22 protein-coding genes and 1 other RNA gene are annotated in these 25,680 nt (G+C 71.0%); 2 read left to right on the top strand and 21 right to left on the bottom strand.

The annotated features are described in order from the left end of the window. Positions 1-4 precede the first annotated feature (4 nt). The 10 genes from BLT62_RS07270 to ssrA form a co-directional block, all read right to left on the bottom strand. On the bottom strand, positions 5-5,677 hold the full coding sequence (locus tag BLT62_RS07270) for a peroxidase family protein (protein ID WP_172829658.1): 5,673 nt from the start codon (positions 5,675-5,677) through the stop codon (positions 5-7). A 163-nt stretch (positions 5,678-5,840) separates the two neighbouring features. After that, entirely contained in the window at positions 5,841-6,206 is a 366-nt protein-coding gene (locus BLT62_RS07265; RefSeq protein WP_156786272.1) for a hypothetical protein, read from the bottom strand. Positions 6,207-6,338: 132 nt separating this feature from the next. Further along, positions 6,339-6,740, bottom strand: coding sequence for a 4-carboxymuconolactone decarboxylase (gene pcaC, locus BLT62_RS07260; protein ID WP_083363451.1), 402 nt, complete (start codon positions 6,738-6,740; stop codon positions 6,339-6,341). Further along, entirely contained in the window at positions 6,737-7,525 is a 789-nt protein-coding gene (locus tag BLT62_RS07255) for an alpha/beta fold hydrolase (protein ID WP_083363450.1), read from the bottom strand. The genes pcaC and BLT62_RS07255 overlap by 4 nt, the downstream gene beginning before the upstream one ends. After that, positions 7,522-8,856 carry a lyase family protein gene (locus tag BLT62_RS07250; RefSeq protein WP_231919386.1) on the bottom strand — a complete coding sequence of 445 codons (1,335 nt, stop codon included), beginning with the start codon at positions 8,854-8,856 and terminating at the stop codon, positions 7,522-7,524. The genes BLT62_RS07255 and BLT62_RS07250 overlap by 4 nt, the downstream gene beginning before the upstream one ends. Continuing rightward, positions 8,846-9,415 carry a protocatechuate 3,4-dioxygenase subunit alpha gene (pcaG, locus tag BLT62_RS07245; RefSeq protein ID WP_083363449.1) on the bottom strand — a complete coding sequence of 190 codons (570 nt, stop codon included), beginning with the start codon at positions 9,413-9,415 and terminating at the stop codon, positions 8,846-8,848. The genes BLT62_RS07250 and pcaG overlap by 11 nt, the downstream gene beginning before the upstream one ends. After that, positions 9,415-10,233, bottom strand: coding sequence for a protocatechuate 3,4-dioxygenase subunit beta (gene pcaH / locus BLT62_RS07240; protein ID WP_083363448.1), 819 nt, complete (start codon positions 10,231-10,233; stop codon positions 9,415-9,417). Before pcaH ends, pcaG begins: the two co-directional genes overlap by 1 nt. Before the next feature lie 76 nt (positions 10,234-10,309). Then, on the bottom strand, positions 10,310-11,251 hold the full coding sequence (locus BLT62_RS17970; protein ID WP_197675180.1) for a hypothetical protein: 942 nt from the start codon (positions 11,249-11,251) through the stop codon (positions 10,310-10,312). After that, positions 11,248-11,604, bottom strand: coding sequence for a PadR family transcriptional regulator (locus BLT62_RS07230; protein ID WP_083363447.1), 357 nt, complete (start codon positions 11,602-11,604; stop codon positions 11,248-11,250). Before BLT62_RS07230 ends, BLT62_RS17970 begins: the two co-directional genes overlap by 4 nt. A gap of 149 nt (positions 11,605-11,753) precedes the next feature. After that, positions 11,754-12,129, bottom strand: a transfer-messenger RNA (tmRNA) gene (gene ssrA / locus BLT62_RS07225). A 128-nt stretch (positions 12,130-12,257) separates the two neighbouring features. On the opposite strand from ssrA, the gene BLT62_RS07220 reads away from it, so the two are divergent. Continuing rightward, positions 12,258-12,920, top strand: coding sequence for an SIMPL domain-containing protein (locus BLT62_RS07220; protein ID WP_083363446.1), 663 nt, complete (start codon positions 12,258-12,260; stop codon positions 12,918-12,920). Positions 12,921-12,988: 68 nt separating this feature from the next. Here the strand turns inward: BLT62_RS07220 and BLT62_RS07215 are convergent, their stop codons facing one another. The 8 genes from BLT62_RS07215 to prfB all read right to left on the bottom strand — a co-directional run bounded on the left by BLT62_RS07215 (position 12,989) and on the right by prfB (position 23,003). Beyond that, the gene (locus BLT62_RS07215) at positions 12,989-14,407 is read right to left on the bottom strand and encodes an HNH endonuclease signature motif containing protein (RefSeq protein ID WP_083363445.1); all 1,419 of its coding nucleotides are present in this window, start codon (positions 14,405-14,407) and stop codon (positions 12,989-12,991) included. Between the two features lie 448 nt (positions 14,408-14,855). After that, complete coding sequence (locus BLT62_RS07210) at positions 14,856-15,629, bottom strand: tyrosine-protein phosphatase (protein ID WP_083363444.1); 774 nt, start codon at positions 15,627-15,629, stop codon at positions 14,856-14,858. 2 nt (positions 15,630-15,631) lie between these two features. Further along, positions 15,632-16,108 carry an SsrA-binding protein SmpB gene (gene smpB, locus BLT62_RS07205; RefSeq protein WP_083363443.1) on the bottom strand — a complete coding sequence of 159 codons (477 nt, stop codon included), beginning with the start codon at positions 16,106-16,108 and terminating at the stop codon, positions 15,632-15,634. Between the two features lie 55 nt (positions 16,109-16,163). Continuing rightward, on the bottom strand, positions 16,164-16,829 hold the full coding sequence (locus BLT62_RS07200) for an ATP-binding cassette domain-containing protein (RefSeq protein ID WP_172829657.1): 666 nt from the start codon (positions 16,827-16,829) through the stop codon (positions 16,164-16,166). Further along, a complete protein-coding gene (locus BLT62_RS17855) occupies positions 16,813-19,821 on the bottom strand; it encodes a hypothetical protein (RefSeq protein WP_172829656.1) in 3,009 nt (1,002 codons plus the stop codon). The genes BLT62_RS07200 and BLT62_RS17855 overlap by 17 nt, the downstream gene beginning before the upstream one ends. A gap of 44 nt (positions 19,822-19,865) precedes the next feature. Further along, positions 19,866-20,780 (bottom strand): permease-like cell division protein FtsX, encoded by a 915-nt coding sequence (gene ftsX, locus BLT62_RS07195; protein WP_083363441.1) that lies wholly within the window; start codon positions 20,778-20,780, stop codon positions 19,866-19,868. Beyond that, positions 20,777-21,802, bottom strand: a complete 1,026-nt coding sequence (gene ftsE / locus BLT62_RS07190; protein ID WP_083363440.1) for a cell division ATP-binding protein FtsE — start codon at positions 21,800-21,802, stop codon at positions 20,777-20,779. The genes ftsX and ftsE overlap by 4 nt, the downstream gene beginning before the upstream one ends. A gap of 97 nt (positions 21,803-21,899) precedes the next feature. Beyond that, positions 21,900-23,003: a peptide chain release factor 2 gene (prfB, locus tag BLT62_RS07185; protein ID WP_083363439.1), complete on the bottom strand. Its 1,104-nt coding sequence runs from the start codon at positions 23,001-23,003 to the stop codon at positions 21,900-21,902. Positions 23,004-23,078: 75 nt separating this feature from the next. Between prfB and BLT62_RS07180 the strand changes: the two genes are divergently transcribed. After that, complete coding sequence (locus BLT62_RS07180) at positions 23,079-24,338, top strand: MFS transporter (protein ID WP_083363438.1); 1,260 nt, start codon at positions 23,079-23,081, stop codon at positions 24,336-24,338. 72 nt (positions 24,339-24,410) lie between these two features. On the opposite strand, the gene BLT62_RS07175 is transcribed toward BLT62_RS07180, so the two are convergent. The 3 genes from BLT62_RS07175 to BLT62_RS07165 are packed head-to-tail and all read right to left on the bottom strand — an operon-like array spanning position 24,411 to position 25,679. Further along, the gene (locus BLT62_RS07175) at positions 24,411-24,860 is read right to left on the bottom strand and encodes a pilus assembly protein TadG-related protein (RefSeq protein WP_197675179.1); all 450 of its coding nucleotides are present in this window, start codon (positions 24,858-24,860) and stop codon (positions 24,411-24,413) included. Beyond that, on the bottom strand, positions 24,857-25,309 hold the full coding sequence (locus BLT62_RS07170) for a hypothetical protein (protein WP_083363436.1): 453 nt from the start codon (positions 25,307-25,309) through the stop codon (positions 24,857-24,859). The genes BLT62_RS07175 and BLT62_RS07170 overlap by 4 nt, the downstream gene beginning before the upstream one ends. Then, on the bottom strand, positions 25,284-25,679 hold the full coding sequence (locus BLT62_RS07165) for a TadE/TadG family type IV pilus assembly protein (RefSeq protein WP_083363435.1): 396 nt from the start codon (positions 25,677-25,679) through the stop codon (positions 25,284-25,286). Before BLT62_RS07165 ends, BLT62_RS07170 begins: the two co-directional genes overlap by 26 nt. Between the last annotated feature and the right edge of the window lies 1 nt (position 25,680).

Genomic DNA, 25,680 nt, shown 5'->3' with positions numbered 1-25,680 from the left:
CCCCCTACGGAGCCAGCGCCACCGGCTCCGGAGACGGCGCGACAGGCACGTCCGTGACCGGACCGACCGCCGCGGAGGTGTTCGCCTCCTCCGTGCCGAGATCATCGGTGTAGCGCACGACCACGCGGATGCCGGCGCCGAGGTCTGCCGCCTGCAGCAGGTAGGCGGTGCCGCCGGCCCCGGCGATCACCTCGTGGGTGGCGAAGCCGTCCAGCGAGCGCTGCCATTCGTAGACGATGCCGGCCTCGGCCGCCTCAGCCAGGCCGTCCCCGTCGGTGAACGGCTGGGCGAGGAGCCCGGCCCCGACGTGCAGGCCCTCTGCGGTGCGCAGCACGACCTCCGACGGGACATCGTTGACGTTGGCCACCGTGTCGGCCGTGGTCTCCGACACGATCGCCCGCACCCGGCCGTCCGGCCCGGTGTAGTTGACGACGACGCGCAACACGGAGCCCACCGCGGCATCCGTGGCCGACCACGTGCTCTCCGTCAGCGTGCCCGGGTTCGGCCCGGTGCTCTGCAGGAGTTCCCACTCGCCGATGTCGTTGCCGTCGCCTGGCTCGCCCGCGTACCAGTGGTAGCGCACGTTGCTGATGCCCGCGGTGTCGAACGGAGCCCCGCCGAGGCCGAGCATCGTCGCCGTCACCGGCTTGTCCTCCGCCAGGGGTGCCTCGAAGCTGAGCGCCACGGCGCCCTCGGCGACGCAGGCCGCCCCGGTGGCGAACTCGTAGCATCCGTCGCTGAACTGGATCCGCTCGAAGTTGCGGACGATGTCTGCCCCTTCGCTCTCCTCCGGCTCCGCCGCGCCGGCGTGCAGCACTCGGTAATAGCCGGAGCCGGGCACCGTCTCGGTGATGGAGTACTCGCTCATGCTGCCGAGGTACACCACCGTGTCGATCGAGTCGGTCGCCTGGTCCACCTCGATGGCCCGCTCGATGTCGATGTCTCCCGGGTTGATCTCGCCGGCGAAGATCGCAGCGTGCAGCTCGCGCGCGCTGTCGAACTTCTGACCGGTCGGGAGGTGCACCAGCTGTGTGCGCAGGTAGGCGTCGCCGTCGAGGAAGTCGTCGCCCTCGCGCCCCTCGATGGTGTCATTGCCGGCACCGCCGATCAGGATGTTGCTGACGCCGTCGCTGTCCAGGGCGAGCGGGTTGTCCATGAAGCGCAGCGCGTAGTCCTCATGGCCGCCCCCGGGGCGCAGGAGCGCCTCGAGTCCGGCGACCAGGTCGAGGCTGGCCTCCGTCGCCTTCTCGAGCACCGCATCCGTGTCACGGTACTCGTCGGGCAGCTTACGGGAGCCGCGCAGGGTGTCGTCGCCGGAACCGCCGGAGAGGGCCTCCAGCTGGTCGAAGCGCGCGCGCACCGCGATCGCGCCGGGTGCGGTGAGGCGGTTGACCATCATGTCGGCGGTGACCGGCATCTTCGTCCCGTAGTACGTCAGCCAGTCGAAGCCGAGGTTGCCGAGGTAGCGGTCGGTGCCGAGGGCCTGGCCGACGAGGATGTCGTCACCGCCCTCACCTTCCACATCGTCGTTGCCGCTGCCGCCGATGACGACGTCCGCGCCTCCTGTCGTGTCGTTCTGGAACTGGTTGCCGTTGTCTCCCTGCAGCAGGTCGCCGTGCTTCCCGCCCTCGACCCAGTCGTTGCCCTCGCCGCCGAAGACGATCATCCGCCCGGCTCCGCCGACCGTGATGTCATCGCCGGTCCCGGCGAAGCTGGTGTTGTCGGTGTCGCCGCCGGAGACCAGGTAGTCGTCGCCGTGGCTGCCGAACAGCAGGTTGATTCCGGGTCCGCCGTCCAGGGCGTCGTTGCCGAGGCCGCCCTTGAGGTTGTCGTCGCCGAAGCTGTCGGTGAGGATGTCGTCGCCGCTGTTGCCGAGCAGCAGGTCGTTGCCGTCGCCGCCCTCGATCCGGTCGTTGCCGCCGTTGCCGAACAGCGAGTCGTCGCCCTGGCCGCCGCGCATCCTGTCCTCGGCCTCTGTGCCGTGGATCTCGATGTGCTCGTCACCCGCCCAGCGGTAGGTGCCGTCTAGCATCTGCGAGAACTTGGCGAGGTCCGCCGGCAGCGGGTTCGGGATGGCATCGAGGTCGATCATCGGGTCCTGCACCGAGAAGATGTTCGCGGGCAGGTCGGTGGCGGCCGTGTTGCGCTTGATCAGGTCGGAGAAGGAGCTGGCCTCCAGCGCCGCGAACAGCTGCTGCCCCTGGTTGCGGAACAGGTAGTAGAAGCGATCGCCGAACTGCAGGTTCTCGAGTTGCCGCTCGAAGACGACGTTGAACGTCGATCCGAGCATGCCCCCGAAGGGGTTGAGCGCCTCGGCGAGCCCGCCGACCCACATGTCGATGTCTCCGAGGCCGGTGGGGTCGACGCCCGCGGCATCCGCGGCCCAGCTGCCGACGCCGTTCATGAATTCGAGCCGGTCGTCGGGTGCGACGATGTTGGGGTCGATCGCGGCCTCCATGTCTGCCTGCACCGAGACGTTCACCACGGCGTCGCCACCGAGGACGACGACCTTGGTGACGCCGAGGCGCCGCAGCTCGGCCTTGACGGCCGGCAGCAGCTCGGCGCTCGGCACGAGCAGCAGGGGCGCGTTGTTCACCGCAGCGACGGGGGCGGCGGCCAGGGCGTCCGGGAAGTTCGCGCCCGTCGCGATGTACGCCGTCGTCGCACCCTTCGGCAGTGATGCGCGGCTGTTCTCGATGGCGGTGCCGTAGCGATCGGCGCCCGCGATCCGCACCACCTTGCCGGCGGTGAACTTCCGCAGGCCGGCGGCGACAGAGGGCGAGATGACGCTTGTTCCGCCGAGCACGACGATCTTGGTCGGCTTGAGCCTCGTCAGCTCTGCGGCCGTCGCCGCGGGAATCGCCCCGTCGGCCACGAGGAGCACCGGCCCCCGGCCTTCGGTGGTGCCCTCGGCGCCCGCCGCGGCGGATGCCGCCAAGGCGTCGGGGAAGTTCGCCCCGGTTGCGATGTAGGCCACGCCAGCCTTGCCGCGGAAGGTCGCGGCACTCACGGCGGCGGCCGTCTCATACCGATCGGCTCCGGCGAGACGAGTAACGGGCCCCGAGGTGTAGGCGCTCAGCGTCTCGAACACCGCGGGGTCAACGACGTGCTCCCCGCCCAGCACCGTGATGCTCTGCGGCTGGAGCCTCGCGAGTTCTGCCGCCGTCGCCCGCGGGAGGCTCGCGGTGTGGGTGAGCAGGATCGGTGCGTTGGCGATCGCAGCGGCGGGGCCGCCGGAGAGCGCGTCGGGGAAGTTCGTTCCGACGGTCACGAACGCTGTCGCGACGCCGGGCTCAAAGTTCGCCCGGCTGAGCAGCGCGGCGGTGTCGAATCGGTCAGCTCCGCCGAAGCGGGCCGACAGCGGCACCGGGGCCGGCGTGCCGTTCACGAGCAGTTCGGCGGCCTCCCGCTTGGCGGCCATCGATGAGGCGTCCGCCACGCTGGGGTGCCGGCCGTAGGCGGCGACGAAGTTCACCAGCGAGGCGTTGCTGCCGGTGCGGCCGAAGTTGTCGCCGGTCTTGAGGTTGAGGCCGAAGTCGACCCAGTTCTCGTAGGGGCGGAGCACCGAGTCGCCGCTGGCGGCGTACAGCGTCTGCCGCGCCGTCTGCAGCGACGGCACACCGGCATCCCGGGCACGCACCAGGTTGATCGTGGCCAGGTCCAGCGGCAGCCCGAGCAGGTTGTTGCGGAGCGTGTCGACGATGAACTCATCGATCTGGTTGGCGACCTGGTCTGTCGTCCCGTTCACGATCGATCCGGCCGCCTCGTCGGGTGAGAGCGCGCCGTCGTTGTCGAAGCTGCGCGGGTTCAGGAATCCGTCCAGCAGGGGCACGTCGCTCGTCCCGAAGTCTCGGCGCGCGACATCCTCGGTCATCATGGAGTGGCCGAAGCGGTAGACGACGTGGGCGAACTCGGCCACGATGGCCGGGTCGATGGTGCCGTCATAGCTGTTCTCGTTGAAGACGACGGCATCGATGGAGGGCTGGATCGTGCGGGCGTACTCCTCGAACACGAGGTGCTGGTACTGCATCTCGGTGACGAAGCGCGCGGCCTGGAAGAGGCGCTGTGCATAGCTCCAGTTGTCGGCTTCTGCACCCGGCAGCCTGTCGCTCTCGCGCAGTGCAGGCCAGTTGTTCGCCTCGCCGAGGTAGGCCTTCTTCAACTCGGCGTTCTCCGGCTTGTTCAGCAGGGATTCGATCTCGTCGATCATGCGGTTGTGCTCCGAGTGGAACACGTGGTGCACGGCGGTCAGGCCGATGTTCTCGTTGCCGCGGCCGTCGCCAGTGGCGAAGTGCTCACCGAGCGTGACGTTGTCGTAGCCGGTCAGCACGAGCTCGCCGGAGGCGTCCCGCACGGGGTCGCCGTTCCCGTCCAGCGCGACGCTCGGCGTGGCGCCGTGGGCGATGTCGTCGAGGAAGGCGTGGCCCGTGCCCGCGGCATCCGCCGTCGAGATCGGCGCCTGGAGGTTGCCCTCCACCGGGCCGGCGAGGGTGACCAGCACCGGCAGGCCGTTCTCACCCGGCAGGAAGTTGCCGTAGAGGTCGGTGGCCAGCAGCGGGACGTCAAGCACGTCGGCGTCCCCGAGGTTGATGCCGAGCACCGTCTGCGCCTGGGCCTTGATGTCGTTCCAGGTGGCCAGGCCGGCACGGCTGCCGTCGGGCTGGCGCCCGTCCAGCAGCCGGCCGGTGTCGACCGGCTTGCCGCCGACCAGCTCGTACTCGCGCAGGAAGACCTGGTGCGAGGGGTGCGAGGTGTAGGTCTGGTTCTGGTCGACGTAGGGGGTGGTCTGGTTGTTGTGCGAGGTGCCGTTCGGGTCTCTCTCCCCCGCCTCGTTGAAGCGCGTTGCCCGCGTCAGCGTCAGGAAGTTCGTGCGGCTGCCGGCGACGTAGAGCGGGTCATCCGGCTGCAGTGGCACCACGATTGTGCCGTTCTCGCCCTTGTTCACCAGGTCGAGGCCGTGGTCGAAGAACTGGCCGAAGAAGCCCAGCCACGTGTTGAACGGGGCGGAGAGCCCCTCGTCCGGTGAGGTGTTCGGGATGAACAGCCGCCCCGTCGCCAGGTCTTCTGTCGATCCCGGCGTGTTCACGGCGGCGTTCAGCGCGGCCGGGTTGCCGCGGGTCTGGTCGACGATCAGGTTGCTGATGGTGCGCGGGTCGGAGTCGTAAACGAATCCGTCATTCATCGCGTAGCAGGTGGATGCCGGGTCGGCACAGGCGCTGGTGTCGCCGGTCTGCGGCGGGGCGGCCGCCGGCGCCGGGTCGGCCTGGCGCCACTCCTGCGGCAGCAGCTGGGGGAAAACGCGGTCTGCGGCGCCGTAGTCCTGCTGGCCGGCGACCAAGTTGTTGAACGAGCCGTCGACGGTGCGCAGCCCCATCGGGAGGGCGGGCGACGGAACGCATTTGCCGCTGACGTCGGTGATCTCGTCGCAGAGCAGTGCTCCGCCGGCGGCGTGGGCCTCGGCTATCTGGATCTGTCTCAGAATGAACGCCAGGTCCTCCTCGACGATGCGGAAGGAGGGGTTCGTGTCCGTCGCCACGGCCTGGGCCGGCAGCGCGTTCTGGGTGATGCTCCCACCGAGTGCGACGGCGACGGTCGCGATGACGGCGATGACGAGTCGTCGGCGGTACTGCCGCCGCTCATTCACCAGCGGCGAGTGGGTCTGAGGCAAGTTCAACACGGCGGATCCCTCCAACGGAGCGTCGAGACGCTGAGGCAGGCCCGATTCCGATGGAAGAGGGGGCACCATTGCCCCTTTCCAGTAGCTGGGCTTCGGGTTCCCGTGCTACATGAGTGTGTCTACTCCCGAAGGTGAGCACACCTCAAGTAATGCCTTGTTAATGTCACCCGTTTTGGGGGTACGGGTGGATGCCCCACGAGCCGCTTTCTCGCGGCGTTGTCTTGACGGCAGCGGGCAGAGGGGGGCCGCGGCTCCGCGTCATCGTGACGAAGCGCGCGGCGTCGGCATCCTCGACCACGCGGCCGTGCAACATGACCAGGCCCGGCGGATCCACCGCGCGGGCGGCGGGCAGCCCGTCATCGGCGTCGGCGCGCTCCTTGTCGCCCTCTGCGCCCTCCGCGCCCACGGATGTCGATGCGAATCCCCGGTCAGAGCCCTGAAACTCCAGCTCAGACGTGAGCGAGCCGGCGAGCGTGAGGCCGCTCAGCACGGCCAGGGCGGCGCCGGCAATGCTCACGCGGCGAAGCACGTCTCGCATCCCCGGCACGCGTGTCATAGCATCGTCGCATTCCCCGTTCGCGATGCTGCGTCGGATCCGCAGGCGCGCGAGCGGCTTCTGGCGCGATCATAGACCCGGAGCCGCTCGGGCGGGCGAGAAGAATCAGGGATTCTCGGCGAAGACCTCCGCGGCGATGCGGAACGCCGTGTTGGCCGCCGGCACCCCGCAGTAGATGGCGCTCTGCAGGATCACCTCGCTGATCTCGGCGACGGTGAGGCCGTTGCGCAGGCCCGCCCGCAGGTGCATGGCGAGCTCCTCGTCGTGGCCGAGGGCGATGAGCGCGGTGATGACGCCGACCGAGCGCGCACGCCGGTCGAGCCCCGGGCGCGACCAGATGTCGCCCCACGCGACGCGGGTGATGAAATCCTGGTAGTCCGCGGTCACCGGGGTCACGGATGCCGTCGCACGGTCGACGTGCGCGTCGGAGAGCACCGCGCGCCTGACCTGCATGCCCTGCTCGTAGCGCTCCGCGTCGCTCAGCCCTGTGCCGTCCGGCCTGCTCATGCCCGTGCCTCTCGTGTGTGGGTGAAGAACGCCAGCAGCTCGTCTGCCGTGGCCCCTGGCTGTTCGGCGGGCGGCAGGTGTGCCGCATCCGGGATGCGCGCCGTCGCGCCGTGCTGCACGCCGCCGGCGATCTCCCGGGCCTTGGCCTCGGGGGCGACCTGGTCGAACTCGCCCCAGACGGCCAGCACGGGGGCCGAGATCTCGCCCAACCGCTCGCGGACGTCCAGGCCGGCGAGCGCCTCGCAGCAGAGTGCGTAGCTCTCGTCATCCGCGCCCTGCAGCGCGTGCAGTAGCCGCCCGGTGAGGCCGGGCTCCCGCTCCACCGAGCCGGGCGCGAACCAGCGGCCGGCCGAGGCGCTGATCAGGGAGGACGTCGATTGCCTGCGCACCTGGGCGGCGCGCTCCAGCCAGGCCTCCGGCGAGCCGAGCTGGGCGCCGGAGGCGAGGATCGCGGCCGCGGTGACGAGGTCCGGGTGCCGGAGCGCCAGCTCCAGCCCGGTCGCCCCGCCGAGCGACACCCCGGCGTAGAGCAGCGTCTCGTCGCCGCCGGCGCGCACCGCAGCGGCCACCGCATCGGCAAGCTCGGCAACGCTGAACGGCGCGGTCGCCGCCGGGGAGGCGCCGTGGCCGGGCAGGTCCCAGGCCCGCACCCGGTAGTGCTCGGTGAGCGCGGGTGCCGCCTGCTCCCAGAGGATGCTGGAGGTGCCGAGCGAGGGGCCGAGCACGAGCAGCGGCGCATCGGCGGGGCCGATCGCGGCGGTCAGGGCGATCCGGGGCACTGTCATGATGTCTGTTCTTCCTGGTGCGCGGCCTCTTCCTGCTGCGTGGGGTCGTCGCCCAGGTTCCGCACGGCCAGCTCGCTGGCCAGGCCGATGTAGTTCGCGGGGGCTGAGTCCCCCGCGCGGGGCCCGCGCTCGGCGAGGAGGGCGCCGCCCGTCATGGCCAGGTTGCGGGCGACGGCGGCGTCGTCGAAGACCAGCCCACCGACGAGCGTGCGCGCGTGCGCGGTCGCGCCGAGGGCCAGCCGCAGCAGTTCGCGCAGCGTCGGCCATTCGGCATGCCAGGAGCCGTCCGGGCGCTCGTCCACGGCGAGCACGGCGGCCAGCTGCAGCGTTGCGCCGAGCTGCGGGGCGCGCAGGGCAGCCGAGCGGATCAGCACGGAGGCCGCGGGGTTGCGCTTCTGCGGCATGGCCGAGGAGCCGCCGGGCTCCCCCTCTGCAAGCTCGGCGATCTCGGTGCGGCTGAGCGTGGCGACATCCGTCGCCAGCTTGCCGAGCGCCGCCAGCAGCTGCACGAGCGCGTCGCCGAGCTCGGTGACGGGCCAGCGCTGGGTGTGCCAGGGCGCGTCGGGGGCGGCCAGGCCGAGTTCGGCGGCGAAGGCGGCGGGCAGCGCGGCCGCCCGCTCGGCGCCGAGTGCGTCGGCCCAGGAGGCGAGGGTGCCGCCGGCGCCGCCGAGCTGGGCGGGGAGCAGGGCGGCGTCCAGGGCCAGCCGGGCCCGGCGGATGCCGCGCAGCCAGTTCGCGGCACGGAGACCGACCGTTGTCGGCACGGCGTGCTGGGTGAGGGTGCGGGCGGCGGCGGTCTGGCCGCGCCGCTCTCTGGCCATCCGGGCGAGGGCGGACTCGAGCGCGGTCAGGTCGGCGGCGATCTGGGCACGGGCGCGTTCGGCCAGCAGCATGAGGGCGCTGTCCAGGATGTCCTGGCTGGTGGCGCCCTCGTGCGCCTCGGCGAACCCGCCCGCCCGCAGCGCCCGCACGAGCGGGATGACGGGGTTGCCGCCGGAGGCGGCCTCCCGGGCGACCTGGTCGAGGTCGACGCCGAGCCGGTGCCCGGTGCAGAGCTCCCCGGCGCCGCGCCAGCCGAGCTCGGCCGAACGCCGCTCCCGGGCGGAAGCCTCGCCGCCGCGCACGGTGTCGAGGGCGCGCCAGAGCGCGACCTCGACGGTGACCAGGCCGCCGAGCACGGCGTCGTCGGCCACGAGGTCGTCGTGACCGGCCGTCACCGGGGAGAGCAGCCCGCGGTCGAACACCGAACCGGGCGGCGCAGCGGCGTTCGTCACATCGGCGCTCGTCACAGCGGGGTTCAAGACATCGGCGCTCGTCACATCAGAAGGCAAGGAACACGGTCTCCTTCTCGCCCTGCAACCGGATGTCGTGGTGGAGCCCACCGCCCGGCAGGCGCGTTGCGATGAGCGTAGCGCGCTCCCCGGCCGCGAGCGACGACAGCAGCGGGTCGGCGGCCAGCGCCTCCGCGTCCTCTGGCAGGTAGATGCGGGTGTGCAGCTTGTCTGGCAGGCCGCGCGCGAACACGATCGCGGCGAGGAACGGGGCGCGGCCGGCCGCGGCGCCGGGGCTGCGGGTCCAGAACTCGTAGCGGCCGTCGTCGTTCGTCGCCGCGCGGCCGAAGCCGGTGAAGCTGTGGTCGTCGCGACGGCGGGCGCCGCGCGCGCGGGGCACGGTGCCGTCGGCATCCGCCCCCCAGATCTCGACGAGGGCGTCGGGGATCGGGTTGCCCGCGCCGTCGTACACGGTGCCGCCGAGCAGGAGCGCGCCGGGCGAGTGCGGGTGCACGACCTCGTGCATCTTCTCGTAGTTGGTGCCGAAGGCGAAGAAGGGACCGACGGTCTGGCCGGGGGTCGGCTCGAGGCTGCGGGGCGGGGCGGATGCGGTCGTCATCAGTGGTCGTCCTCCTGCTCGAACCAGGTGGCGTCCGGGCCGTCGACGACGATGTCGAAACGGTAGCCGGTCGAGCGCTCCGGCTCGGTGAGGTCGTGGTCGTAGACGCCGATCAGCCGGTCGCGGTCGGCCTGCGTGCGGATGGAGTTGTAGATCGGGTCCAGGCCGAACAGGGGGTCGCCGGGGAAGTACATCTGGGTGACGACGCGCTGCGTGAATGAGCTGCCGAACACCGAGAAGTGGATGTGCGCCGGCCGCCACGCGTTCACGTGGTTCTTCCACGGGTACGGGCCGGGTTTGATCGTGGTGAACAGGTACTCGCCGCGATCGTTCGTGACGGCGCGGCCGGCACCGGTGAAGTTCGGGTCCAGCGGCGCCGGGTGCTGGTCGCGCTGGTGGATGTAGCGCCCGGCCGAGTTGGCCTGCCACACCTCGATCAGCTGGTTCGCGATCGGGCGGCCCCAGGAGTCGAGCAGCCGGCCACGCACCGTGATCCGCTCGCCGAGCGGCTCCCCCGCGTGCTGCAGGGTGAGGTCGGACTCGATGGCGGCGACGTCGCGCTGCCCGAACGCGGGCGAGAGGAGCTCGATGGTCTCCGGGTCGACGAGGGTCGGGCTCTTGGTCGGATGCCGCAGGATGCTGGAGCGGTAGGGCGGGAAGTCGTACATCGTGCGCGGGAGAACCTCACCCGCAGCCTCGCGGCGCAGGAAGTCGGCGTGGAACTCGGCGATCTCCCGGGTGATCTCGGCCTGGGAGGCCTGGTCTGGCGCGGCCAGCAGGCTCTCCGGCGCCACCGGGGGGCGGGGAATGACGGTCATGGGCGCCTCTCTGCGACACAAGCGAACACCCCCGAGTGTGGCAGCGGCGCCCGCCCGACCGGCAAGCGATTCCCATTCAATGGGAAGGATCTGCGGCGGCGACGGCAGCCGCGCGGCGCAGTGTGATCACCCCGATCAGGAGCGATGCGCAGACGGCCGCGGCGACGAGGATCGCCATGCCCTCCTCCCCGCGGGAGTTGAGCGAGCCGACCGCCCAGGCCGCCGCCCAGGGCAGGCTGGCGATCACCACGACCGCGGCGGCCACGGCGTTCTGGGCGACGAGGAGGGCACCGGCGAGGAGGAGCGCCAGCACGAGGGCAATCCCCAGGTTGGAGGTTCCGGCCGGAACCAGCCAGAAGAAGTGATCGCCGTGGTACCGCGCGCCGAACACGCCCAGCCCCGCGTACACGCCGGCGAGGGCCGCGGTGGCCACACCGAAGCCGAGGAGCGTCATCCGGGGCGTGACGGGCGCTCCCCCGAGCCCGAGGAGAGCGAGGAGCCCCAGGAAGCCGATCGTGGTGGAGGAGAGCCCCGCCCAGCCTCCGGTGGCGTGACTGGCCGCCACCAGGCCGATGGCGGTCACCACGCTCGCGGCCAGGGCGATCCGGGCCGCCCGCCGCCGACCGAACAGGGACAGGGCAAGGGCGATCAGCCACGCCGCGTAGAGGAGCACGCCCGGGTTGACGAACGGGCCGAACGTCCGGACCACGACCATCGGGTCCCTGGCCGCCCACGGCGCCCAGCCGTGAGCGAGGAAGAACACGAGCGAGAGGGCGGCGCCTGTCGCCAGGGCCACGGTGGCGACGCCGTCGCGGACCCGGGCAGGCAGGGAGGCGCTCAGCCGGGTGGCCAGGCCGTTGCCGAGCAGGGCGGTCGTCTCGCGCGCGCTCGGCGCCAAGCGGCCCTCGCCGTCTGCGACGTCCAGGAGGGTGCCGAGCACGGCCTCCTCCTTGGCCGCCCGCCAGGCGCGCGGGTACGCGCGCAACAGGGCGCGGTACCGGGCCTCCAGGGCGCTCACGCTATGCCCCCGAGCGCGGCTCGCATGGATGCCGGCCGCGCCTGCAGGCGGGAGCGCAGCTGGCGCGCATTCGCCTCGATCCGCTGGAGCTCGCGCTCCAGGGCATCCGATCCGGGTTCCGTCAGCGCGTAATAGCGGCGGAGGCGCCCGTCAACGGACTCCTCCCCTGCCGGGGCGACCAGTCCCTGCGTGCCGAGCCGGTCCAGGGCCGCGTAGAGCGTCGCGACCTTCAGCCGGACGCGGCCGTCGGAGAGCGCTGCGACGTCATTGATCATCGCGTAGCCGTGCTTCTGCCCACCCGCCAACGACGCGAGGATGAAGAGGGTCGGTTCGCGCATCTCGGTGTCGGCCATGCGACAGAACATACTCTGTCGATCGATATATCCCGGTGATGCGGCTCGGGCGTGTCGGCACGATGTGTCGCGGATCGGGGCCGGAGAAAGCCGCGTGCGAGAAGGGTGTGACAACAGGAGGAAACAACAACGTGTGACAACGACCTTGGTGGTGGAGATGCCGGGAATTGAACCCGGGTCCACTGCTGTAGTCATGCGCCTTCTACGGGTGTATCTAGTGAAATCGTTCTACTCGGCTCCGGAATTTGCCACTAGCACCTAATCCGACAAGCCCAGCCCTCGTTTAAGTCCCTCTACACCCCGCGGCTCAATGTAGAAGCAATCTCTCTAAATGGCGCCAGGATCCGGGTAGAGAGCATTCCCGGTCTGACGGACTTCTTTAGTGCGCTCGCTTAGGCAGCGAGGGCGAAGTCAGTGCGCTTTGAATTGGCACTTATTGTTTTTCAGAGATCGTTTACGAGATAACCCTGAATCCTCGACCCGCTTCTCGCAATTGAACAGGCAATGTCGAAACCGATCATCCCCATGAAGCAGGTCGTTGTCACACGCTGTTGAGTTGTCAAACACTGCACGAGACCGTCCTAGACGAGAACCTCATGCAGCCCTACAGTCTAGAACAGCGGCCAGCAGAAATCCATTCCAAGGGGGAAGCCATGGGCATCACCATCACCGTTTCCGGAGAAGCCGAGCGCAAACACGCCGCGGAACGCGCCGTGCTCCACCTCTCCGTCGGCTTCGAGGGGCCGGAACGCGACGACGTGCTGGAGCAGAGTGCCCGGCTGCATTCCGAGCTGAGCGCCCAGCTGGGCTACCTGCACTCCCCCGGCACGGGCCCCGTACTGGAGTGGGCCGGCGAGCAGCTCCGGGTCTGGGGCCAGCGGCCATGGAGTCAGACGGGCGAGCAGCTGCCCGTCGTGCACCACTCGGCGGCATCCCTCAGCGCGACGTTCAACGACTTCGTCGCCCTCTCCCGCTGGGTGGGCGAGATCGCCCTGCTCGACGGGGTGACGGTGAATGGCGTGGACTGGTCGCTCAGCGACGCGACCCGGCACGAGGTGGAGAGCGCGGTGCAGCGGGATGCCGTCGCCGCCGCCGTCAAGAAGGCCGAGATCTACGCGGCCAGCCTCGGCTTCACCGGCGTCATCCCCGAGGCGATCAGCGACCCGGGTCTGCTTGGCGATGACGAGCACCCGCTGGCGAAGATGGCGATGCGCACGTCGATGGGTGCCGCGGATGCCGGCGGAGACGTCACGACGCTCAAGCCGGAGGAGATCCGGGTGAGCGCGGCCGTGCACGCCCGGTTCAGCGCGGGGTAAGCCTCGGGCACGGGCGGAGAAGCTGGTCGGCTGGCTTACTGCCTGGCGGCGTGATTCGACCCGGGGGTCTACTCGACGAGCACGGGCTGGCGCTCGCGCTGCCGTTCGAGGAGGTCGGCCAGCTGGGTGCGGGACTTCGTCGATCTTCGCCAGGGCGTCTCGGCCTCGCTGTGGCCGTTTCGCAGCCAGGGCGGCGGCTTGACGTGCGGGACCCCGTCGATCATCAGGATCCGCCACCCGCTCGTCTCAATGGTGCGGTGGTGGTACCAGCACAACAGGACACCGTTGCAGGTCTCGGTCTCGCCGCCGTCCCGGTACGCGATGACGTGGTGGATCTCGGACCAGGCGGCCGGGATGCTGCAGCCGGGGATGATGCAGCCGCCGTCGCGCAGGCTGATCGCCCGCCGCTGGGCGGCGTTGAACACCCGATCGGTGCTGCTCAGGCTGACCAGGCGCCCGTCGCCGTCGATCAGGACGTGCTGCTGCCCGCCGGCACACACGAACTGCTCGACCGCCCGCAGGGAGATCGGGGCCTCGCAGCCCTCGATGAAGCCGGAGCCGCTGCCGGCGGTCAGGTCGGCCTGCCGCACGGAGACCAGCACCGTCGGGGCGGCCCCGCCCATCGTCGGAGCCTCGGCGCTGCGGGCGGCCCCGTCGATCAGGCTCGCGAACACATCGTGCCGGGCCTGCGCGGTCGCCCGCGGGTCTCTCGGCTGGTCCGGGTCGGCGTCGTTGAAGGTGGGCTTCGAGCGCGGGCTCAGATAGGCGTTCAGCAGGGACTCGAACTTCGCGTCGACCTCCGGCAGCAGCGCCATCCTGCGGTGCACCAACCCGTCCCGGGTCAGGCCGCCGCTGATGCCGCGGGCGGCCATCGCCCGCTCCTCAATCGGTTCGGTGCCGTCCTCGTCCAGGACGCTCTCCCAGACGCGGGCCTGCCCGCGCACCTCGTCGGCCGCGAACGGCAGAGCGGACTCGATCGTGGGCCCGGTCGCCGCGGCGACGAGCGCGGTCTCGGCGTGTTCCACGTTGAGGTCGCCGACCCGGGCCCGGATCGGGTCCAGGGTGTCGACGATGGCGGCCGCGCTGTCGTAGCCGAGCGCACCGGCACGAAGGGCGTCGGCGACCTGCTCGAAGCGGGCCGGCATCGTGTCGCCGATGAGCGCGGTGCGGGGCCGCACGGCCGCCCCGAGCCGCATCCGCTGCGTGATCGTGCGCTCGGAGGCCAGCGTGGTCCGGGCGAGCAGCTCGACCCCGTTGCGGCAGCCCTTCTTCGCCGACAGCCGGTCCTCGCCGAGCTCGCGGCGGGAGCGGAACGCGACCTCCCCGGCCGCCCGGATGCGGAGCGCGTCGACGAGCCGGCCGACGGCCTCGGCCGTCGCGGTGAGCTCGAGCAGGGCGTCGTCGTGCAGCATCCGCTCATCGGATTCGGCGAGGGCGGCGGCGAGGAGGGACTGTGCCTCTGCCAGCTGCCCCGCCGCGTTTTCCATGCTCCTATTCTACGGCGGAATGCAAGCAATTCCCGAGAAAAATGCCTGATGTGGATAACTTTCTGTTCGTGCGGCGGGGTCTCGATACGCTCGTTCCTCGCTACTCGACCAACGGGTTGCGGCAGGCCTTGCTGCCGATTTCGACGGGCTCGACCAGAGGGCTTCGGTCGCTCGTCCCTCGCTCCCTCAGCCGACGTGGGGAGAGGGACACGTGAGTCGCACGCTGGCTGGAGGCGGGACACGTGAGTCGCACGCTGGTTGGAGGCGGGACACGTGAGTCGCACGCTGGCTGGCGGGGCGGGGCACGGGAGTCTCACGCTGGCTGGAGGGCGCGCCAGCGACCGAAGCCCTGACACAGCGTGAGGCTGGCGATGGCTGCGACAGGCTCAACCAGCGGGTGCGCGGGGCGGCAGAGCGCCAGACGCAGCCCAACGCGGCTCGGCGAGCCCTAGGCGGCGGGCTCTGCGACGGGTTCTGCGACGGGTTCTGCGGCGGGCTCGACCAGGGCGGCGCGGAGCTTCTCGATCTCGCTCTCCGGCATCCCGGAGTCCGCCAGGTACTGGCTGACGGAGCCGTGCTTGGCCTCGATGCTCTGCAGCGCGGCGTCGAGCACCTCGGGCGGGCTACCGCCCATCAGGGTGCGCAGCGCGGGCGTCGCCTCGACACCGTGCTCGGCGAGCAGGGCGAGCATTCCGTCGAGCCACTCCCCGCCGAGGTTCGCCTCGGAGCGGGCATAGTCAGCCAGCACGGTCTCGCGGTCCACGCCGGCCACGAGCAGAGCGAGGGCGACGACGACGCCGGTGCGGTCCTTGCCCGCGGTGCAGTGCACGAGCACGCCGCCGTCGGAGTCGGCGATGTCGCGCAGCGCGGTGACGACGACATCCGAATGCTCGTTCAGGATCTTCTCGTAGAGCGATTCCAGGCTCACGTTGCCCTCGGCCTGTGAGGCGCCGGAGCCCTCGAAGACGGGAAGCCGAACCGTGCGGATGCCGGTGCCGTCGAGGTCGTCCGGCATCATCGTCGCCTCGAAGTCATCGCGCAGGTCGATCACGAGCCCCACGCCGAGACGCATCAGATCGCCTTTGCCGGCGTCCCCGAGCTTGCTCAGACCGTCGGAGCGGAACAGCTTGCCCGGGCGCACGACCCCGCCAGCGGCGGGATACCCACCCACGTCACGGAAGTTGAAGGTGCCGGAAACGGGGATGCGGTCGTGCGGGTTCATGCTCAGTCTCCGAGATTCTTCCTGCTGGCGATCGCCCGGTCGGACTCACGCTTGTCCTGACGTTCACGCAGCGCCTGGCGCTTGTCGTATTCCTTCTTGCCCTTCGCCACCGCAAGCTCGACCTTGGCGCGGCCATCCTTGAAGTAGATCTGCAGCGGGATGAGGGTGTAGCCGCCCTCTTTGGTCTTGTGGCTGATCTTGACGATCTCCTGCTTGTGCAGCAGCAGCTTGCGCTTGCGCCGCGGCGGGTGGTTCGTCCAGGTGCCGCCAGAGTACTCGGGGATGTGCACGGCGTCGAGCCAGATCTCGCCGCCCTCGATGAAGGCGTAGCCGTCGACCAGGCTGGCCCGGCCGGCGCGCAATGACTTGACCTCGGTCCCCGAGAGCGACATGCCTGCCTCGTAGGTGTCCTCGATCGTGTAGTCGTGGCGGGCCTTGCGATTGGTGGCCACGACCTTCTCGCCACGTTCCCTGGGCACGACGGGCTCCTTCTGTCTTGGGGGTGGCCCGGCGGGTGCCGAGCAGCCTTTCACTCTAACGGATGCCGCCGCCCAGTGTGGAGCGCACATCGGCCGCGTCGACCAGCGCTTGGTCGACCGAGGCGACGAGCAGCGCCCGGCCGGCCGCGCGCTGGGCGCCCAGAACGGCGATCATCGCGTCGGCGGACGCCCGGTCCAGGCCCGTCGTCGGCTCGTCGAGGATGAGCAGCGGTGGCTCCAGCAGCAGCGCCCGGGCCAGGGCGACGTGCCGGCGCTCGCCGGGCGAGAGCTCGGCCGGCCGGGCGGAGGCGACCTCGGCCACCCCGAACTCGGCCAGCAGCTGGTGCGCGCGCTCCTGCAGCTCGGCGCCCCGGCGCCGAGGCACGGCCGGCAGCAGCACGTTCTCCAGCACGCTCAGGTGGCCGAGCAGCGTCGCCTCCTGGTCGACGTAGCCGATGTGCGCCGCACGCCGCGAGGCGACGGCATCCTCACCAAGCGCGGCCAGCTCCTCGCCGTTCCAGGCGACGGTGCCGGACGTCGGGCGCAGCAGCCCGGCCGCCACCCGCAGCACGCTGCTCTTGCCGGAGCCGAGCGGCCCGGCCACGCAGTGCAGGCGCCCGGGGCGGAGCCCGACGTCGAGCGAGTCGGCGAGCACGGTCAGGGTGCCGGAGCGGTCGGCGAAGGCCACGCTCACGGCGCGGAGTTCAAGAAGCGATGCCACGGGACAGGGCCGCCTTTCGGGCTGGGATCTTCTCGGCTGACGGCGAGGGAGACGGGCGGGGGCGGGGCGGCAGCAGGAGCAGTGCGGCGGCGAGTCCGGCGACCAGCGCCGCGCTGACCGGAGTGTTGACGCTGTCGATGCCGGCAGAGCTGAGCACGAACCAGAGCGCATAGCTGCCGAGCAGCGCGGCGGCCAGCGGGGCGGCGAGCGACGCGGCCAGGGCGGCCAACCGGACCTCGCGCGGCAGCCAGCCGCTGGCAGCCAACACGGCCGCGGGGGCGTCGGCCGACTCGGGCGTGGCGGCCGCCCGGTCGCGCTGTCGCAACCCGGCGAGCAGTACCAGGCCGGCAGCCACTCCGGCCGCGGCGAGGAGGAGCTGGGCAGGGCCGCCCCCACCCGGCTCGGCGCTGGCCGCGGTGAGCGCGGCGACGGGTGCCATCACCGCGCCGACGGCGGCGGCGCGCGGCAGTGAGGCGGCGGGGCTGCGCCAGGCACGCTGCACGCCCCACAGCAGGGGCGAGCGCGGCATCCGCACGATGCGGGCGGCCGGCGCGGATTCCGCAGCCGACAGGTCCGTGCCGAGCACGCGGGCCTCCGGCCGCCGCTCGAACTCGCGCTCACGCACGTCTCCCCGCGCGTGCTGCAGCTCGGCCTCGCTCGCCGTCCACACGCGGGGCGCCCGAGTCGCCCGTGCGAGCGCCGTGAGCGCGATCGCCGAGCCGGCGAGCAGCACGACGACGACGACGGTCGCGGTCAGCGGCGGGTCGGCGGCGACGAGCACGGCGGCCAGGCCGGCGGCGGCCAGCACCGCCAGCGCGACGACATGCTCGGCCGCGAACCAGGCCACGATGCGCCGGCGCCGCCAGCCGAGCCCGCGGAGCACGGCGGCCTCCCGGCGCCGGGCCGGCACGGCGCCCGCTTCGATCAGGGCGAACGCCCCGAGCACGGCAAGCAGCGCCGTGCCGAGCAACAGCTGTGTCCCCGCGCCGATGCCGGCTCCGGCCGCGGCGGCCGGCCCGAGCACGCTCCAGCGCTGCTGGATGACGCCGAGCTCCCCCACCCTCTGCGGGGTCGCGGCATCCATGGTGCCGAAGGCGTAGCCGCCGACGCTCACCCTCACGTCCTCGCCCTGGCTGCCGGCGACGATCGTGGCACGGTAGCCGAGCCGCTCGATCTCGCGGGCGGCCTGCGTGACGGCGCTGATGCCGGCCGCGTCGTAGCGCTCGACGCCGGCGACGCGCACCCGCACCGCGTCGACCTTGTTCTCGCTGCGGAATGCGACGCTGTTGATGTCGGCGATCGCGCTCGTGCGCCCGGCGGCCAGGCCGAGCGGGCCGAAGCCGGCGACCGGGGATCCCACCGACAGGCCCTCGTCGTCCGCCGTCGCGAGCAACGTGGCGTCACTCGGCTCATATGCCCCGAGCGGAATGCCGGCGGCGAGCTCGGTGATGGCGCGCTGCTCGCCGGCGCTGAACCCGCCGACGCTGACCCCGCCCCGGTACTCGCCCTGGGTGGGCACGCCCCGCTCGCGTGCCCGGACGACGCCGAAAACCGACTCGGTTCCGGCGAGGTCGGGATTCACATCTGTTCCGCCGCGCAGGCTCTCGTTGAGAACGCTTCCGGCATCCCCGCCGAGCTTGTGGAATCCGACGCCATCCAGGCGCACCTCCTGCGCCCCATCGGATCCGACGGTGCCGACACCCGGAGCGAGGTCGTGCACGCTCACCGGGCTGGACAGGTCCACGTAGAACGGGTAATCGGGGAACACCGACTCCGGCGCACGACCGGGAACCGTGCCGGGCCAGGGAAGCGAGAGTGCGCCATACGACGCGGGATTCAGCAGCACGGATGCGTCGACGCTGACCGGCGGCAGCGCAACGCCCGGGTCGCCGTTGCGCACGGCATCCGGAATCGGCGGGTTGGGCACGTAGCCACCGCTGTTCTCGAGCGGATCGGGAAGCGGACCGCTCGGCCCGAACGACTCCACGCTGAACTCGGCGCGAAGCGCACCTGCGGCGAGATCGTCGGCGAGGAGCATGGGCACAACGGGCATCATGGTGCCCGTGTAGGCGTCGGGGTCCGGCTCCTCGCCGCGTTCGCGCAGGATGCGGGCATACTCCAGGTATGCCGCCCCGCCCAAGAACTCGTCATGGAACTTCTGGGTGGCCTGCGCGGTGGCGTTGATCGCGCGGGCCGCGGGGGTGTCGCGTGCTGCCGCCCAGGTCTCGAGGGCATCGTAGTCGACCGGCGCCGTGCCCCCGAGGTCGATCAGCGGGTCGAGGAAGCCGCCGGCGGTGCCGAGCAGCGCCCGCTCGGCGTTCGGGTCGATGAGCGTCATCCGCAGGTCGCCGCTGAACGAGGCCGGCATGTGCAGGGTGATCGTCTGGCCGTCGCTCTCACCGGTGCTCGAGTACGTGCCATCGAGGGCCTCCATCCACACCGCCGTCCGCGACAGGGGCGCGCTCGCCCACGGGAACAGCGAGCACGGGATCGCCACAGCGCCGATCGAGCAGGAGGAGTTGACGTCGTCGACCACCGGGGGCGGTTCCAGCGGCACGTCGGCTCGGTCCAGCGTCAGCGCAGCGGTATTCTCGGCGATCAGCCGTTCGCCGAGTCCGCTGTCACCGAGCAGGCGCAACACCGCCCGGTAGCTCTCGGGCGCCGAGACGGGTTGGCCGAGGTCGACCGGGATGCGCACCTGGGTCTGGTAGCCGCGCTGGCCGGGCACGACGATCTGGGCGATCGGGGCAGCCAGATCCACGCCGGCCAGTGCGCGGATGGCCTCGACGTCGGCGAGGCTGAGCTGCTCCTCCCCTGTGTACAGCGAGTTCGGGGCGAGCAGCGTCGGCGCCTCGCTGGCCGCATCCGCCGTCACCAGGATGTCGTAGATCCCGCGCGAGGCGGGGTCGACACTGGCGGCCAGGGCGGCGGATGCCGCGTCTTGCAGCAGCGCGGAGCCGAGCAGCAGCACGGCCAGGGCCCCGACGATCACAGCGCGCAGAGGCGCACGCAGTAACCGCCGGAGAGCGCTGGGCACTAGACCTTCAGATACCTGGAGATGGCGAAGTTGGCCGAGAAGGCGGCAAGCACGGCGCCGACGACGAGCAGGATCGGCACCACCACGAGGGCGTCCTTGACGTCGACGAAGCTGGTGAACTGCATCGCGCTGCCGAGGTAGCCCTGCACGAAGAAGTGAACGATGCCCACCACCGCGCCGCCGGCCAGCAGGGAGCCGAGCAGGGCGGCGAAGACGCCCTCCAGCACGAACGGCGTCTGGATGAACCGGTTCGACGCTCCAACCAGGCGCATGATGCCGATCTCCCGCCGCCGGGAGAACGCCGAGAGCCGGATGGTGGTGGCGATCAGCAGCACGGCGGCGATCAGCATGAGCGCCGCGATGCCGATGGCGGTGTAACTGGCCGCATTCAGCACCGAGAAGATCTGGTCGAGATAGCGCCGCTGGTCGGTGACGGTCTCCACGCCCGGCATCGTGCCGAGGCTCTCGGAGAGCACGGCGGCGTTGGACGGGTCGATCAGGTTCACCCAGAACGTCTGGTTGAGCTGGTCGGCCGTGACGTACTCGGTGACGGGGTTGCCCTCGAACTGCTTCTGGAAGTTCTTGAACGCCTCCTCGTGCGACTCGAAGAACCACTTGTCGATGAAGGGCGAGAGCACGGCGGAGTCCAGCTGCGCCTCGACCGCGTCGATCTGCTCCTGGGTCGCCTCACCGCCGGCGCAGGACTCCCCCGGCGAGATGTCGGTGCAGAGGTAGACGGCGACCTGCGCTTTGTCGTACCAGACGCTCTTCATCTGCGAGATCTGCATCTGCATGAGCACGGCCACGCCGACGAAGGTCAGCGAGATGAATGTGACGAGGACGACGGAGACCACCATCGACGCGTTGCGGCGCAGGCCGTTGGCGGCCTCGCCGAGTACCAGACCGAGTCTCATTTCGTCGGCCCCACTTCTTGTGCATTGCTCTGATCGTTGTTCTCGCCCGGGCCGCGGAGGCCCAGCTTCTCGGCGAGACCCAGTTGTTCTGGCACCTCGTGCCTGGCCACCGGCAGCAGCGGCCGGATCATGCTGCCCGTCATCGGGGCGGGCGGCGCGGCGGGGGCCGGCTGCACGGCCTGGGCCGCGGCAGTGACGGCGGCCGCGGCATCCGTCACCTCGTCATTGAACTCGGGCTCGACGTAGAGCGGCTGCGACATGGTGCTGGTCGGCACGGCGCTCGTGGCGGGCGCGGCCGCGGCGACGGACTCGGGGCCGACGGCCAGGATCGGCACCGCGCTCGTGGCGTAGCCGCCGTGGCGCTCATCGCGCACGATGGTTCCGGCGCTCAGCTCGATCACGCGGCGCTGCATCTGGTCGACGATGGCCGCCTCGTGCGTGGCCATCATGACCGTGGTTCCGCCGGCGTTGATGCGCTCGAGCAGGGTCATGATGCCGGTGCTGGTCGTCGGGTCGAGGTTTCCCGTCGGCTCGTCGGCGAGCAGCACCTGCGGCTTGTTCACGATGGCGCGGGCGATGGCGACACGCTGCTGCTCACCGCCGGAGAGCTCATGCGGGTAGCGCTGGGCCTTGCCGTCGAGGCCGACCATCTTCAGCGTGTCCGGCACGGCCTCCTGGATGTAGCCGCGCGACTTGCCGATGACCTGCAGCGTGAACGCCACGTTGTCGTAGACGGTCTTGTTCGGCAGCAGCCGGAAGTCCTGGAAGACGACGCCGAGGTTGCGCCGGAAGTACGGGATCTTGCGGTTGGAGATTGTTCCCAGGTCTTGGCCGAGCACGTGGATGCTGCCGGTGCTCGGTTTCTCCTCTTTCAGCACGAGCCGCAGGCAGCTGGATTTGCCCGAGCCTGACGCGCCGATGAGGAAGACGAATTCGCCCCGGAGAATCTCAAGGTCGATCGCGTTCAGCGCCGGCCGTGAGGTTCCCGGGTATTTCTTGGTGACGTGGTCAAAGCGAATCATGACCCTCCGAGCTTAGGCAGCGGTGCGAAGAAACGGCGCAACGACGCGCCACGTCTCAGCTTGGCGTCGAACAGTGGCGGCAAGCGTGACGCTCGGACTAGTGGGCACCCTTGCGCCAGCGGATGCCGGCGGAGATGAACCCGTCCAGGTCGCCGTCGAACACGTTGCTCGGGTTGTTGACCTCGTAGTCGGTGCGCAGGTCCTTGACCATTTGGTACGGCGCGAGCACGTAGCTGCGCATCTGGTCGCCCCAGCTGGCCGTGATGTTGCCGGCGAACTCCTTCTTCGTGGCGGCCTCCTGCTCGCGCTGCAGCAGGAGCAGGCGCGACTGCAGAACGCGCAGCGCGGCCGCGCGGTTCTGGATCTGGCTCTTCTCGTTCTGGCAGCTGACGACGATGCCGGTCGGCAGGTGGGTGATGCGCACGGCGGAGTCGGTCGTGTTCACCGACTGGCCGCCGGGGCCACTGGAGCGGAACACGTCGATGCGGATGTCCGCCTCCGGCACGTCGACCGACTGGGCCTGCTCGATCAGCGGAACCACCTCGACGGCGGCGAAGCTCGTCTGGCGCTTGCCCGCGGCGCCGAAGGGCGACATCCGCACCAGGCGGTGGGTGCCGGCTTCCACGCTCAGGGTGCCGAAGGCGTAGGGGGCGTCGACCTCGAAGGTGGTCGACTTGATGCCGGCCTCCTCGGCGTAGCTGGTGTCGAGCACGCGCACCGGGTACTTGTGCTTCTCGGCCCAGCGCAGGTACATGCGCATCAGCATCTCGGCGAAGTCGGCGGCGTCGACGCCGCCGGCGCCGGCGCGGATCGTGACGACGGCCGGGCTCGGGTCGAACTCGCCGTCGAGCAGCGTCTGCACCTCGAGCTCGCCCATCAGCTTCTGCAGGCTGGCCAGTTCGGCGCGCGCCTCCTGGGCGCTCTCGTCGTCGCCGGCCTCGTTGGCGAGCTCGACGAGCACCTCGAGGTCGTCCAGCCGGCTGCCGATGCTGGTGATCTTGGCGAGCTCCGACTGGCGGTGGCTGAGCGCGCTGGTCACCTTCTGGGCGTTGTCGGTGTCGTCCCAGAGGTCGGGGGCACCGGCCGCCTCACTCAGGCGAGCGATGTCGGCGGTGATGGCGTCCACGTCGAGCACGGCGCGAATGTCGCCAAAAGTGGACCGCAGGGCGGCAATCTGTTCGGATATATCGAGCTCAATCATGTCGGCACCAGCCTAATACTCCGCGAGACGTCGGGCGGCTGCCGCGCTCGGCGGCTGAAGTAGCATCGAGGAACCATGTCTGATGCCGCGCCCCAGTTCTCCATGCGCAGTGTCGCACTCGCCGCCTTGCTGCCGACTCTGCTGTTCTCGATCGGCGAGGGCGCCATCATCCCGCTCATCCCCCTCGTCGCCCACGACCTCGGCGCCTCCCTGGCCCTGGCCGGGCTGCTCGGCGCGCTCGTCATGGTCGGCACCGTCGTCGGCGACATCCCGAGCGGGGCGATCGTCGCCCGCATCGGAGAGCGCACAGCCATGATCTGGGCGGCGCTGCTCTCCGTCATCGCCGTGCTGATCTGCCTGGCCGCCCCGAACGCCCTCGTGCTCGGCATCGGCGTGTTCATCGTCGGGCTCGCGACGGCCGTGTTCGGTCTGGCCCGGCACGCGTTCCTGACCAGCTATGTGCCGATCCAGTACCGGGCGCGCGCCCTCTCCACCCTGGGTGGCGTGTTCCGGGCCGGCTTCTTCGTCGGCCCGTTCCTCTCCGCCGGCGTCATCCACCTGACCGGCGGCACCCAGGCCGTGTTCTGGGTGTTCATCGTCTGCTGCCTCGCGGCCACCGCCGTGCTGCTGCTCCTGCCCGACCCGGCGAGCACCTTCGGGGCCCCGCAGGGGCGGCCGGGCACCGCGGGCGCCGACGGGCTGTTCCGCACCCTCCGGGCGAACCGCGGCGTGCTGCTGCGGCTCGGCACCGGCGTCGGGCTGGTCGGCGCGATGCGGGCGACGCGCCTCGTGATCATGCCGCTCTGGGCGGTCAGCATCGGCATCGGGCAGGCGGACACGGCGCTGATCATCGGCATCGCCGGCGCCGTCGACTTCGCGCTGTTCTACGTCAGCGGCCAGATCATGGACAAGCACGGGCGGCTGTGGAGCGCGCTGCCCTCCATGCTCGGGCTCGGCTCCGGCCTGCTCGTGCTCGCCTTCACGCACGACCTGCCCAGCAATGTGGCGTGGTTCATTGCCGTGGCCATGTTCCTCTCCCTCGCGAACGGGATCGGCAGCGGCATCATGATGACCCTCGGCGCCGACCTCGCCCCGCGCAGCAACCCGGCCCCGTTCCTCGGCGCCTGGCGATTCGCCGGAGACCTCGGCTCCGCCGTGGCGCCGCTTGCGGTGGCCGGCATCACGGCCATCGCCACCCTCGCCCTCGCCAGCGGCGTCGCCGGGGTGGCCGGGCTCTTCGGCGCCGGCATCCTCGCCCGCTACATCCCCCGCTACCTGCCGCGCACCGCCAAACGCCCCGCCGAACACCCTGCCAAGCCCGCTGCATCGAAATGACAGCTGCACGTCTTCCCGGCGCCCGGGAAAACGTTCACCTGCCATCTCGGCGCCCGCCCTGCCCCGGCCCGGTCAGCGGAACACCGAGCGCGCCGTCGAGCTGGCCTCGAGGCGGATGCCGGCCGGCACGAACACGCTGAGCACCGGCGGCCGCCACCAGGCGCTCAGCGTGACCACAGCCGAGGCGCCATCCGGCGTGCCCGCGTGCTCGAGCCGCAGGTCCTCCAGCGAGCCGTGCGGAACCGCGCCCAGGTGCTCCAGCGCCGCCGCCCGCACATCGGCGTCGCGCACGGTGACGGTGAGCCCGTCGGGGCCCGGCTGCACCGCGCCGAGCTCGAACGCCTCCGCCCCGGCGAGCGCGGCGCCGTCGGCGACGCTGAGCAGCCGCTTCCGCTCCAGCGACAGCGAGGTCGCGGCGACGACGATCAGGATCAGGGCGAGCGCGAAGGCGCCGTAGAAGACGGTGAGCACCAGGCTCGAGCCCTCCTCCCCGCGCAGCCTCCCTCTCAGCACCCCGGTCACGGCGCTGCTCCCCAGAACGTCGACACCCGTTGGGTGGCGGATGCCGCCAGTGGTACGCTCGCGCTCTGCTGCAGCCCGAGCACATCCGGCACGAGCGGCAGCGCCACGGTGACGCGCACACTGACCGTGACGACCTCCCCGCGCACCAGGCAGCGCGGCTGGCCGTCTCCGCAGTCGAACTCCAGCGTGCTGGTCTCGGTGGGGAGCCCGTAGTCGGCGAGGGTCACGGCGAGCGCACGCCCGGCCGCGGCCTGCCCGGCCTCCTCGTTCGCCGCCTGGACGAAGGCGCGGGCGGCCTGCCGTGCGGCTCCCTCCGCGGCGAGCGCGCCCGCTTGCAGCGCGGAGACGGCGAGCACGAGGTACACCAGTGGAACCATCAGGATCAGGCCGACGGTGAGGAACTCGAGCGAGGCCGAGCCGCGCTCAGTCCGGAAGCTCCACGGCCGCATGCCCGGTCACCTCCAGCCCCGACGCGATCCCGAATAGGCCGATCAGCGGCAGCGGGGCGACGACGCGCACCTCTGTGCTGCGCAGCTCGGCCACCTCGGTGTAGCCGGCCGTCACGTTGCCGGCATAGCCCGCGCCGATGCCGAGAGTGATCAGCTCGCGGGTGCGCTGGAGGCCGTCGTCCAGCGTCGCCCCGGCCAGGGCCGCCATCCGGGCCCCCTCCGCTGCGGCATCCTGCACCGTGTTGCGGACATGCAGGGCCAAGGCGAGCTGCACGACGGCCAGGCAGAGCAGGGTGAGCAGGGCGGCGACCATCGTGAACTCGGCGAGCGCGCTGCCGCGCTCGTCCCGTACCGCGCCGCGGGGCCGCACG

It is taken from the genome of Microterricola viridarii (genome assembly GCF_900104895.1).
In the GTDB taxonomy this organism is placed as follows: domain Bacteria; phylum Actinomycetota; class Actinomycetes; order Actinomycetales; family Microbacteriaceae; genus Microterricola; species Microterricola viridarii.
This window is presented reverse-complemented; position numbering and strand designations above follow the sequence as displayed.